Source organism: Rhodoferax sp. P1_F3 (assembly GCF_056405715.1).
In genome coordinates this window covers 175,260-187,209 of sequence record NZ_JBFUBO010000007.1, presented here as the reverse complement: position 1 = coordinate 187,209, position 11,950 = coordinate 175,260, and the positions used below count along the sequence as shown (strand labels likewise).

The window sequence follows — 11,950 nt, the reverse complement described above, 5'->3', positions numbered from 1 at the left end:
TATAATCGGGGTCTAAACATATGGCAGTCTGGGCATTAGGCATCAACCACACCACCGCACCGCTGGATATGCGGGGCCGGTTTGCGTTCGCCAGCGACCAGATTGCGCCGCAGCTCCACGGCCTGCGCCAGAGCATGGCACGCCCGCCCGAAGCGGCCATTGTCTCCACCTGCAACCGCACCGAAATCTACTGCGCCGGCGACGAAGCCGCGCTGGACCACACGCTGGCCTGGCTGGCCGAATCGGGCGGCCTGACCGCCAACGAGCTGCGCGCACACACCTACCGTCTGGAAGACGGCCAGGCCGCGCGCCACGCCTTCCGTGTGGCCAGCGGGCTGGACAGTATGGTGTTGGGTGAGCCGCAGATCCTGGGCCAGCTGAAAGATGCGGTGCGCGCTGCCGACGAAGCTGGGGCACTCGGCACCACGCTCTCGCAAATGTTCCAGCGCTCGTTTGCCGTGGCCAAGGAAGTGCGCACCTCCACCGAGATTGGGGCGCACAGCATCAGCATGGCCGCCGCTGCGGTACGTTTGGCGGGCAACCTGTTTGAAGACCTGGCCCAGGTGAAGGTGCTGTTTGTGGGTGCGGGCGAAATGATCGAGCTGTGCGCCACGCACTTTGCCGCCAAGAACCCCAAGGCCATCGCCATTGCCAACCGCACGCTGGAGCGTGGCGAGAAGCTGGCCAGCCGCTTTGGCGGCGAGGTTATGCGCCTGGCCGACCTGCCCGAGCGCCTGCACGAGTTTGACGCCGTCATCAGCTGCACCGCCAGTACCTTGCCCATCATTGGCCTGGGTGCAGTGGAGCGCGCCATCAAGAAGCGCAAGCACCGCCCCATGTTTATGGTGGACCTGGCCGTGCCCCGCGACATCGAACCCGAGGTGAAGGCCTTGGGCGATGTGTACCTCTACACCGTGGACGACCTGGCCAGCGTAGTGCAAACCGCCCAGGCCAGCCGCCAGGCGGCCGTAGCCCAGGCCGAAGCGATTGTGGACGCCGGCGTGCAGAGCTTCATGCACTGGGTAGACCAGCGCCGCGCTGTGCCCCTGATTCAGCAGCTCAATGCCCAGGCCGACGAATGGCGCGCCCTGGAGCTGGCCCGCGCCCGCAAACTGCTGGCCAAGGGCGAGGACGTGGACGCAGTGCTAGAAGCCCTCTCCAAAGGCCTGACGCAAAAGATGCTGCACGGTGCCATGGCCGAGCTGCATGCCGGTGACGCGACTGCGCGCGAACGCGCCAGCAATGCCATCCAGCACTTCTTCCTGCGCAACAGCCGTTAGCGACGCTGCCCCACCGCAGCCCTGCCCTTGGCACGCGCTGGGGGCCTTCCCCAATTTTCCGTCTGAGTAGTGCCATGAAACCGTTTTTGCGCCAACAACTTGCCCGCTATGCCGACCGCCTGGGAGAGCTGGAATTTCTACTGTCCCGCGAGGACATCATGAAAGACATGGAGCAGTTCCTCAAGCTCTCGCGCGAGCACACCGACGTGGCCGCGGTGGCTACGCGCTGGGCCCGCTACCAGCAGCGCGAGGCCGACCTGGCCAGCGCGCAGGACATGAAATCGGACCCCGACATGGCAGAAATGGCCGAGGAAGAAATCACCAGTGCCACGGCCGAACTGACCCAGCTGGAGACCGAGCTGCAGCGCATGCTGCTGCCCAAAGACCCGGACGATGCACGACCCGCGTTTGTGGAAATTCGCGCTGGCACGGGGGGCGACGAATCGGCCCTGTTTGCGGGCGACCTGCTGCGCATGTACATGCGCTACGCCGACCGTTGCGGCTGGAAGACCGAGATCGTCAGCGAGTCGCAGAGCGAACTGGGCGGCTACAAGGAAGTGGTGGTGCGCATGGAAGGCCACCACAACGGCACGGGCGCCTACGGCGCGCTGAAGTTCGAATCCGGCGGCCACCGCGTGCAGCGCGTGCCCGCCACCGAGACCCAAGGCCGTATCCACACCAGCGCCTGCACCATCGCCGTGCTGGCCGAGCAGGACGAGGCGGAGGCCATCAAAATCAACCCGTCGGACCTGCGCATCGACACCTACCGCGCCAGCGGCGCCGGTGGCCAGCACATCAACAAAACCGACTCGGCCGTACGCATCACGCACATCCCCACCGGCATCGTGGCCGAATGCCAGGACGGACGCAGCCAGCACAGCAACAAGGCCCAAGCGCTAAAAGTGCTGACCGCCCGTATCCACGAAAAAGACCGCTCGGAGCGCGCCGCGAAGGATGCCGCCGAGCGTAAGAGTTTGGTGGGCAGTGGGGACCGCAGCGACCGCATCCGCACCTATAACTTCCCACAAGGGCGCCTGACCGACCACCGCATCAACCTGACGCTGTACAAGCTGCTGACCATCATGGAAGGCGACCTGGACGACGTGGTGGAACCCCTGCAGGCCTACGAGGCCGCGGAGCAACTGGCAGCGCTGGAGAAGGGGCTGAACTAAGCCCCGGCGCTGCGGCGGGGTTGCAACCCCTCAGAGTTTGAAAACGCCGACCACCTGCACCAGTTCGTTGGCCTGGCTCTTGAGGCTGCTGGCCGCGGCGGCCATTTCTTCCACCAGTGCAGCGTTCTGCTGTGTGGCCTGGTCCATCTGGGTGATGGCCTCGCCCACCTGGGCCACACCGGCGCTTTGTTCATTGCTAGCGGCGCTGATCTCACCCATGATGTCGGTCACGCGGCGGATGCTGGTGACCACCTCGGTCATCGTCTCGCCAGCCTTGTCGACCAGCGTGGTGCCCTGCTCCACGCGCTCTACGCTGGCGTTGATCAGGGTCTTGATTTCCTTGGCCGCCTCGGCGCTTCGGCCGGCTAGGCTGCGCACTTCAGACGCTACCACCGCAAAGCCGCGGCCTTGTTCGCCCGCGCGGGCGGCTTCCACTGCAGCGTTCAGCGCCAGGATGTTGGTCTGGAACGCGATGCCGTCAATCACGCTGATGATGTCGCTGATCTTGCGAGACGCGTCGTTGATGCCCTTCATAGTTTCGACCACCTGGCCCACCACTTCGCCGCCCTGCACGGCCACGGTGGAAGCGCGCATGGCAAGCTGGTTGGCCTGGCGCGCGTTCTCGGCGTTTTGCTGCACGGTGGAGTTCAGTTCTTCCATGCTGGCGGCAGTTTCTTCCAGCGCGCTGGCCTGGTGTTCGGTGCGTGTGCTCAGGTCGTTATTGCCCTGGGCGATTTCGGAACTCGCATTGGCCACGCTGTCGGCGCTGCCACGCACCTGCGCCAGCACGCCATGGATCTTGCCCACAAACTGGTTGAAGCCCGAGCCGATGGCAGCGAGCTCGTCATTGCCCTGCACCTCCAGCTTGGTGCGCAGGTCGGCCTCGCCGCTGGAAAGGTTCACCATGGCCTGGCTCAGCGCGCGCAGCGGGCGCATCAGCCGCGACACCACAGTCACCAAAATCAGCGCCGTGGCCAGCGCGCACACCACGGACACCACCAGGGTGTAGAGCGTGAGCTGGCGCGACGATGCGGTGGCCACGCTGTGCGGAAAGCTCATCCGCACGCTCCAGGGCGCCGTGTCGGTGTGGATCACCACCGGCTGCAGCAGGTGCACCACGTTCTGTGCGTCGCGGTACTCGTACGGCTGGCCCTTGCGCACCGCCTCCAGCCCGTCGGCAGGAATGTCTTCGGCCTTTTTGTTGATGCGCTCGGCATTAGTGTGGCTGGCGTACAGGCCGCCGTTGGAAATCAGCGCCAGCTCGCCCCCGTCCATCACCTTGGTGTCCGCCAGGATCTTGCGCAGCTGCGTTAGCGAGAAATCAGCGCTGGCAACCCCCTGAAATTTGCCACCCACCATGAGCGGCGCCACCAGCGAGGCCATGAGCACGTCCTTGCCCTCGATGGGGTAGATATAGGGCTCGGTGAAGTAGATCTTGCCGCTCTTTTTGGGGACGTCGTACCAATCGTCCGCGCCCGCCGTCTTGGGGTCGAACACGATGGGGTCCACGTGGAAGGTGTTGCCGGCCGAGCGCGTCCAGTAGGGCATGTAGCGGCCGGTGTCGTCGTACTCGGGCTTCTTGCCCGCGTACTCGGCGTCTTTGCCGTCCAGCGCGTTGGGCTCCCAGGTCACCGCGGAGCCGATGAAGTCCTCTGAGCTGGACAGCGTGGCCTTGGTGAGTTCGCTGATCTGCTCACGCGTGGGCGGCATGTTGGCGGTCTTGGTAGACACCATGGCACCTGCCAACGCAGTGACGTTAGAAAGGTTGGAGCGGATGCGGGTCTGCAGAGCCCCAGCCGCCTCGCGGGCCGAGGTGCGCGCCAGATTCATGGTGGCCTCTTCGGCCGCACCACTGCTTTTGATGCCGATGACCGAGGCAGTGATACCCAAACTGAGCACCACCAGCGCCGTAGCGGCCAGGCAGATTTTTGCATTCAAGGACAGGCTTCGGCGGGCGCGGGGCACCAGACTGGAGGCAGTGGACAATGTGGCGGCCATTTCGGTTTTCCTTTGGTGCAAAAAAGGGCGCCCCACCAACGCCAGACAGGGTGTTGTTCCTCTGTACTTATTTGTAATTTGCATGCTACTCCAACTATTCATTTGCTGTCGATGAAGAAATGCCATGCCTTCCCCATTCCTTTGCCTACCGCACGCACATGCTGCACCAGCAGCTCCTTTTTTTATAGCACACTGTGACTTCCATCGCCCACAGCATTGATACGCTTTTGTCGCAAGGGCTGGACCGGCTGGATGCCCAGTTACTGGTACTCCACGTGGCGGGCCGCCCAGCGCATGACCGCGCCTGGCTGCTGACCCACGACACCGACACCCTGCCTGCCCCCGCGCTGGCCAACCTGCAGACGCTGACACTGCGCCGCCTGCAGGGCGAACCCATTGCCTACCTTACGGGCCACAAGGCGTTTTATGGGATGGACCTGCAGGTGGACGCGCGCGTGCTGGTGCCCCGGCCGGATACGGAAACGCTGGTGGACTGGGCGCTGGAAGTGCTGGCCCCCACACCCAACGCCACGGTGGTGGACCTGGGCACGGGCAGTGGTGCGATTGCATTGGCACTGAAACACACGCGGCCCGCGCTGCGGGTGCAAGCGGTGGACTACAGCGCCGATGCGCTGGCCGTGGCGCAAGCCAATGCGCAGCGCCTGGGCCTGGAGGTCGCATTTGCCCAGGGTTCATGGCTAGAGGGCGTTACCGGCGCGCTCCACGCCATCGTCTCCAACCCGCCCTACATCCGCGAAGACGACGAACACATGCCCGCGCTGCGCCACGAACCACGCCAGGCCCTGACCTCGGGCGCCGACGGCTTGGATGACATCCGCACCATCATCGACCAGGCCCGCAGCCGCCTGCTGCCTGGCGGCTGGCTGCTGCTGGAGCATGGCTACGACCAGGCACCCGCCGTGCGCGCACTGCTCATGGCGGCCGGTTTCACCGAAGTGCAGAGCCGCCAGGACTTGGCGGGGATTGAGCGCTGTAGTGGTGGAAACTGGGTCTAGCCCCCGTATTGATTGCGCCAGCAGCTCTCTTTTTAATAGCAAATATAGGATTCACCCCAATGTCCACCAGCCCCGCCTGCCCCCAATGCACTTTGGAAAACACCTATCCCGATAGCAGCAACTTCGTCTGCGCCAACTGCGGGTTTGAATGGCCCCAAACCGAGGCATCCAGTGCTGACGAAGAAGCGGATGCAGTGGTGAAGGACTCCAATGGACAGGTCCTGCAGGACGGTGACGCGGTGGTGCTGATCAAAGACCTCAAAGTCAAAGGCAGCTCTACCGTGTTGAAAATGGGCACCAAGGTCAAAAGCATCCGACTGGTAGGCGGCGACCACGAGGTGGACTGCAAGATGGACGGTGGTAGCTTCATGCTGAAAGCCTGCTTTTTGAAGAAGGCTTGAGCCACAAGGCTACCTTTTACTGGCCAGTGGGCCACTGTGGGCCGCCATATACAATACGCCATATCCCACCTAAGGAGGCGTGCCATGTCCACCAGCACCGTTTTCACCAATAACCGCAGCCAGGCCATTCGCTTGCCTGCAGACATGCGCTTGCCCGCTTTTGTGAAACGCGTCAACGTGCGGGCACGTGGCATGGAACGCATCATCACGCCCGTGGAAAATACCTGGGACAGCTTTTTTCTCGATGCCCCCGCTGTACCGGATGACTTTTTGCCAGAACGCGCAAGCCAGGAGCAAGCCGAACGCGAAAGCCTGTGATGTTGAAATTCCTGCTGGATACCAACATCGTGATTTACGTCATCAAGCGCAAGCCGATGTCGGCACTCGCCCTCTTCAACACGCATGCCGGGCACATGGCGATCTCGTCCATCACGCTCGCCGAACTGCTGCACGGAGCCGAAAAGAGCAACGCCTCGGCACAAACCCTATCGGTGGTGGAGGATTTCTGCAGCCGACTGGAAGTGCTGACCTACGGCCCTAAAGCCGCACAACATTACGGCAGCATCCGGGCCAGCCTGGAGAAAATCGGCCAGCCCATCGGAGTCAACGACATTCACATCGCGGCCCACGCACGCAGCGAAGGATTGACGCTGGTGACGAACAACCTTCGCGAATTCGAGCGCGTGCCGGCGTTGCAGTTGGAGAACTGGGTGGCTTGAACGCTGCCGGAAAATTGCGCCCCGAAAAGGGAGAACAACAAGATGTACAAAATCAATCACAGCACCAACCGCATCAACAAACTCAGGCAGGTTCGTTTTTCGGAACTGGGCTTTTCAGAGCGCAACAACCTTCAAGAATGGCTGGCGAATCAACCTGACGCTTTGGGTGAAGACCTGCTCATCATTCAAAAGGAATTTGACGGCTTCGATGACACCAAAGAGCGTTTGGATTTGTTGGCTATCGACAAGTCTGGCGGGCTGGTCATTATCGAAAACAAACTGGATGACTCGGGGCGCAACGTAGTGTGGCAGTCACTCAAATATGCGTCTTATTGCTCCACTCTTTCTCAGCAAAAGATTGCCGAGATTTTTCAGCGCTATCTGGACAAGCACCAACCCGGACAAGATGCGAAAACCATGATTTGCGAGTTCTTGGGCAAAGAAGACTTTGAAGATGTGGTGCTGAACCCGGGCATGGATCAGCGCATCATCATGGTGGCGGCAGAATTTCGCAAAGAGGTCACATCGACTGTGCTTTGGCTACTCAAACACCGCGTGCTGCTGAAATGCTTCAAGGCCACTCCGTTTCAAGACGGCAACGACCTATTCCTGACAGTAGAACAACTCATACCACTCCCAGAAGCCGAGGAGCTGATGATTGGAATTTCGGAAAAAGAGGTGGAGGAGCAGTCACTGGAACGTGGACAAGCCAATCGACACAAGCTTCGTACCGATTTTTGGCATCAAACATTGGAAGCACTTGAGCAAGCCAAAGTGGCTTTGTACAGCAATGTTGGGCCGTCCAAAGATCACTGGCTCAATGCGGGCGCGGGACTCGGTGGCGTGCACTACGCAATGATCTTCAACCGCGATGAGGTTCGCGTCAACTTCGTGTTGGGACGTACCTCCAAAGAGCAGAACAAAGTCCTTTTCGACGTATTGCACGCACAGGCAAAGGAGCTTGACCAAGCATTTGGCGCACCATTGTCATGGAGACGGATGGATGACAACAAAGTGTCCATCATCGAATACACCCAAAGCTTTGACGGCCACAACCGCGAGAGTTGGCCGACCATGATCGACTGGCTGGTCCAACACATTCAACGACTGGAAGCCGCTTTCGACGCGCAGATTCCCCATCTGCGCGCTGCTTTGCGTTAGGCGGCTTCGGTCTCCAATGCACCGGCCTGCACCAGCCCCAGGCGGTTCACACCGCTGATCAGCGCCTGGATGGAGGCGGTGACGATATTGGTGTCCATGCCCACGCCAAAGCGTTCCCCGCCCTTGCCGGTATCGCCGCTGGCGGACACCAGTTCCAGGAAGGCGCAGGCCTGGGCGTCGCCGCCGTCGGTGCTGGCTTTGGTGGATCGCTCTTCATAGCTGCGCACCTGCACCTTCACCCCCATGCCTTGCAGCGCATGCACGGCTGCGTCGATGGGGCCATTGCCTTCGCCACTGAGCAGCATGGGCTGGCCATTCACTTCCACGCCGATGCGGATGCCCTGCACATGCTTGCCGGTTTGGCCGGGGTGGTCAAACAGGTGGTGTTCCACGTAACGCACCGCCGCCGTGGGGCTGTTCAGGTAGGTGGCATCGAACAGGTCCCAGATGTTTTGGGCCGTCATCTCGCCGCCATGGGCATCGGTGTGGGCCTGCACCTCTGCGGAGAACTCCACCTGCAGCCGGCGCGGCATCACCACGCCAAACTCGGCCTCCATCAAATACGCCACACCGCCCTTGCCGCTCTGGCTGTTGACGCGGATGACCGAGTCGTAGCTGCGGCCCAGATCGGCCGGGTCAATGGGCATGTAGGGCACGTTCCACAAGCCGTCCGGCTTTTGCGCGGCAAAGCCTTTTTTGATCGCATCCTGGTGCGAGCCGCTGAACGCGGTGAACACCAAATCGCCCACATAAGGGTGGCGCGGGTGGATGGGCAGCTGGTTGCAATGCTCCACCGTGCGGGCCACGGCGTTGATATCCGAAAAATCCAGCCCCGGCGCGATGCCTTGGGTGTACATGTTCAACGCCAGCGTCACCACATCCACATTGCCGGTGCGCTCGCCATTGCCAAACAGGCAGCCTTCCACACGGTCCGCACCAGCCATCAGCCCCAGCTCGGCAGCGGCCACACCGGAGCCGCGGTCGTTGTGCGGGTGCAGGCTCAAGATCACGCTGTCCCGGCGCGCCAGGTTGCGGTGCATCCATTCGATCTGGTCGGCATACACATTGGGGCTAGCCACTTCCACCGTGGCAGGCAGGTTGAGGATGACCTTGTTGGTGGGCGTGGCGCCCCATTCCGCCGTCACGGCATTGCAGACCTCCAGCGCAAAGTCCAGCTCGGTACTGGTAAACACCTCGGGGCTGTACTCCAGCACCCATTCGGTCTCGGGCGCCTGGGCGCACAGCTCCTTGATGAGCCGCACGGACGACACCGCCAGCTCTTTCACCTCGTCGCGGCTCATGCCGAACACCACGTCGCGGAACACGGGGGCCGTGGCGTTGTACACGTGCACGATGGCGCGGCGCGCGCCCTTGAGCGACTCCATGGTCCGGCGGATCAGGTGTTCGCGGGACTGGGTCAGTACCTCAATGGTCACGTCGTCGGGGATGTGCCCGTCGGTGATCAGGGTGCGCACAAAGTCAAAGTCGGTTTGCGAGGCGCTGGGGAACGCAACCTCAATCTCCTTGAACCCCACCTGGCACAGGGTGCGGAACATGCGCATCTTGCGCTCGGCGTTCATGGGCTCGAACAGCGACTGGTTGCCGTCCCGCAGGTCGGTGCTCATCCAGATCGGTGCCGCGGTGATGGTGCGGCTGGGCCACTGCCGGTCTGGCAGGTTGACGGGGGGGAAGGCGCGGTACTTGGTGGCGGGGTTGGTCAACATGGCTTACGTCTCCTCTGGGGCCGATACAGGTTTAGGTTCCTTGTATCGTAGGCCCGCAGAGGGAGCAGCCGATTGCGATTACGCGATTTTATCGCTTCAATGAAGAAGAATATGCCAAATTTATTTTAATATCAGCAATATTCAACCTACTAAAGAGTAGATCAGGCAATCAATGGTGGTGGCCATGGGCACCGTGTACGTGGCCGTGGGCGATCTCTTCTTCGCTGGCCGCACGCACTTCCAGCACCTTGACGGCAAAACGCAGGGTCTTGCCGGCGTGGGGGTGGTTGCCGTCCAGGTGCACCACGGGGCCCTTGATCTTGGTTACGGTGAAAACGATGGTGTTGCCGTCTTCGGCACGGCCTTCGAGCTGGCCGCCCACCTTCACACCGGGGGGAAACTGGGTTTTGGGGATGGTTTGCAGCAGGGCTTCGTTGTAGTCACCAAAGGCGTCAGCGGGCTGCAGTTCAATGGTGGCGGCAAAGCCCACGCCCTGGCCTTCCAGCGCTTCCTCGATCTTGGGGAAGGTGTTGCCGTAGCCGCCATGCAGGTAAGAAATGGGCTCCTGGCTTTGGTCCAGCAGTTTGCCGGTGGTGTCGGAGACTTTGAATTGCAGTGTGACTGCGGTGTTTTTGGTGATGTTCATGGCCCGTATTATCCGAAAAAGCCCTGCCCAACGCGCGCCTTGTGCGCCGCCCCACGCACCGGGGCCGGTGAAGGTGAAATAATCGGGGGTATCTATTCTCAGGAAACTGCACCATGAGCGACGCACAGCAACGCATTGACGACCTCGTCAAATCCAACGACATCCTGCTCTTCATGAAGGGCACGGCCAGTTTTCCCCAGTGCGGTTTCTCCGGCCGCGCCATCCAGATCCTGAAGGCCTGCGGTGTGGACACCAAGACGGTGAAGACCGTCAACGTGCTGGAAGACGACGGCATCCGCCAGGGCATCAAGGAATACAGCAGCTGGCCCACCATTCCCCAGCTCTACATCAAGGGCGAGTTCATCGGTGGCTCGGACATCATGATGGAGATGTATGAGAACGGTGAGCTGCAACAGGTCATTGGTACGCCTGCTGCCTGATCTCTCTCAGCGCTATGCGAACTAGCCACCTCCGGGTGGCTTTTTCTTGCGCTGTTCTTTTGTTGGCGCCCGCCACAGGCCCGCGGTGAGTGCCGCCGCTCATGTCCCCCGGCCTTCGGCCTCCTCCTTGACTTCGCTTTGGCACTCACCGCGAGCCTGCAGCTTGGTAGCTGGACGTCAGCGAGCAAAGTCGCGGCGGTTCGGGTGGGTGGGGTGTTCTGCACAGTGAGGTCAAGGAGGAGGCCCCTCACGGGCCGGGGGACACGAACGGAGCAGAGCACCCCACCCGCCTGAACCCGAAAAAACAGTACCTAACAAGGCTGTTCGAAGGCTTTGGGTTGGCACACCCCATGCTTTAATGAACGCGTGGTTTGTTGACAAGGAGTACTTTATGGATTCCCGCAGTCTCGTTCCCCATGCCCCTGGCTTTCGCTTGCCGATCGCCCATATGCGCAACGTCTTCGCGCCCGACGACGTAGAGCGCAAGCTAGCCAAGCTCCCCGACCGCGATTGCGAAAACCTGCGCAGCACCTATCAGCGCATGCTGGAGCGTGGCCCCGAACGCTTCCAGGTCAAGCCTTCCGGCATCCCCGACATGGGCGAGCTCTACGCCCAGTTGCCTAACTTCACCGACGTGCTCGACGACGTCAAACGCCACGTGGCCCTGAGCCACGACTGCCGCGATGGGCTGGAAGTCACCCCCATCCTGCTGCTGGGCAACCCTGGCATTGGCAAAACCCACTTTGCCAAGAAACTGGCCCAGTTGTTGGGCACCGGCATGAACCTGGTGCCCATGAGCTCGATGACTGCGGGCTGGCTGCTGTCGGGCTCTTCATCCCAATGGAAAGGCGCCAAACCCGGCAAGGTGTTCGAGACGCTGGTGGACGGCCAGTACGCCAACCCTGTGATCGTGGTGGACGAGATCGACAAGGCGGCCTGCGATGCGCAGTACGACCCGCTGGGTGCGCTCTACAGCCTGCTGGAGCACGACACGGCGGGCAGCTTCACCGACGAGTTTGCCGAGGTTGCCATCGACGCCAGCCAAGTGATCTGGATCACCACGGCCAACGACGCAGGCGCGATTCCAGACCCGATCCTGAACCGCATGAATGTGTTTGAGATTGACCCGCCAACGCCCGAGCAAGCCCGTGCGATTGCGCGCAACCTGTACCAAAGCATTCGCGGTGAACACGACTGGGGCCGCCACTTTGGTGCCGAGCCGCACAGCGATGTGCTGGACCAACTGGCCGAGTTGGCCCCCCGGGAAATGCGCCGTGCGCTGATGACCGGGTTTGGCAACGCGCGCCTGGCGGGCCGCGAAGAAATTCGCAGCGACGATCTGCCCAAGGCCAGCACGGGCAAAAGCAAGATTGGATTTTTGCAGTAGGTGCCG

Annotated in this window: 12 protein-coding genes; 9 read left to right on the top strand and 3 right to left on the bottom strand. The window is 61.6% G+C overall.

All coding sequences use genetic code 11. The features are described from left to right. The first annotated feature begins 20 nt into the window (after nucleotides 1-20). On the top strand, nucleotides 21-1,280 hold the full coding sequence (hemA, locus tag AC1DZ5_RS13570; RefSeq protein WP_477889860.1) for a glutamyl-tRNA reductase: 1,260 nt from the start codon (nucleotides 21-23) through the stop codon (nucleotides 1,278-1,280). A 74-nt stretch (nucleotides 1,281-1,354) separates the two neighbouring features. Next, nucleotides 1,355-2,452, top strand: a complete 1,098-nt coding sequence (prfA, locus tag AC1DZ5_RS13565) for a peptide chain release factor 1 (protein WP_477889858.1) — start codon at nucleotides 1,355-1,357, stop codon at nucleotides 2,450-2,452. Between the two features lie 30 nt (nucleotides 2,453-2,482). On the opposite strand, the gene AC1DZ5_RS13560 is transcribed toward prfA, so the two are convergent. Next, nucleotides 2,483-4,450, bottom strand: coding sequence for a methyl-accepting chemotaxis protein (locus AC1DZ5_RS13560; RefSeq protein ID WP_477889856.1), 1,968 nt, complete (start codon nucleotides 4,448-4,450; stop codon nucleotides 2,483-2,485). Between the two features lie 194 nt (nucleotides 4,451-4,644). On the opposite strand from AC1DZ5_RS13560, the gene prmC reads away from it, so the two are divergent. The 5 genes from prmC (at nucleotide 4,645) to AC1DZ5_RS13535 (ending at nucleotide 7,747) form a co-directional block, all read left to right on the top strand. Continuing rightward, nucleotides 4,645-5,466: a peptide chain release factor N(5)-glutamine methyltransferase gene (prmC, locus tag AC1DZ5_RS13555; protein WP_477889854.1), complete on the top strand. Its 822-nt coding sequence runs from the start codon at nucleotides 4,645-4,647 to the stop codon at nucleotides 5,464-5,466. Nucleotides 5,467-5,525: 59 nt separating this feature from the next. Then, a complete protein-coding gene (locus AC1DZ5_RS13550) occupies nucleotides 5,526-5,867 on the top strand; it encodes a zinc ribbon domain-containing protein YjdM (RefSeq protein ID WP_477889852.1) in 342 nt (113 codons plus the stop codon). Between the two features lie 84 nt (nucleotides 5,868-5,951). After that, entirely contained in the window at nucleotides 5,952-6,185 is a 234-nt protein-coding gene (gene vapB / locus AC1DZ5_RS13545) for a type II toxin-antitoxin system VapB family antitoxin (RefSeq protein ID WP_477889850.1), read from the top strand. Next, the gene (vapC, locus tag AC1DZ5_RS13540) at nucleotides 6,185-6,586 is read left to right on the top strand and encodes a type II toxin-antitoxin system tRNA(fMet)-specific endonuclease VapC (RefSeq protein ID WP_477889848.1); all 402 of its coding nucleotides are present in this window, start codon (nucleotides 6,185-6,187) and stop codon (nucleotides 6,584-6,586) included. The genes vapB and vapC overlap by 1 nt, the downstream gene beginning before the upstream one ends. Before the next feature lie 42 nt (nucleotides 6,587-6,628). Next, on the top strand, nucleotides 6,629-7,747 hold the full coding sequence (locus tag AC1DZ5_RS13535; RefSeq protein WP_477889846.1) for a DUF4268 domain-containing protein: 1,119 nt from the start codon (nucleotides 6,629-6,631) through the stop codon (nucleotides 7,745-7,747). Here AC1DZ5_RS13535 and leuA read toward each other — a convergent pair. Then, entirely contained in the window at nucleotides 7,744-9,471 is a 1,728-nt protein-coding gene (gene leuA, locus AC1DZ5_RS13530; RefSeq protein WP_477889844.1) for a 2-isopropylmalate synthase, read from the bottom strand. The genes AC1DZ5_RS13535 and leuA overlap by 4 nt on opposite strands. Before the next feature lie 169 nt (nucleotides 9,472-9,640). Further along, nucleotides 9,641-10,117 carry an FKBP-type peptidyl-prolyl cis-trans isomerase gene (locus AC1DZ5_RS13525; protein WP_477889842.1) on the bottom strand — a complete coding sequence of 159 codons (477 nt, stop codon included), beginning with the start codon at nucleotides 10,115-10,117 and terminating at the stop codon, nucleotides 9,641-9,643. 113 nt (nucleotides 10,118-10,230) lie between these two features. Between AC1DZ5_RS13525 and grxD the strand changes: the two genes are divergently transcribed. After that, nucleotides 10,231-10,557 (top strand): Grx4 family monothiol glutaredoxin, encoded by a 327-nt coding sequence (grxD, locus tag AC1DZ5_RS13520; RefSeq protein WP_310339798.1) that lies wholly within the window; start codon nucleotides 10,231-10,233, stop codon nucleotides 10,555-10,557. Nucleotides 10,558-10,948: 391 nt separating this feature from the next. Next, the gene (locus tag AC1DZ5_RS13515) at nucleotides 10,949-11,944 is read left to right on the top strand and encodes an AAA family ATPase (protein ID WP_477889840.1); all 996 of its coding nucleotides are present in this window, start codon (nucleotides 10,949-10,951) and stop codon (nucleotides 11,942-11,944) included. Nucleotides 11,945-11,950: the final 6 nt, after the last annotated feature.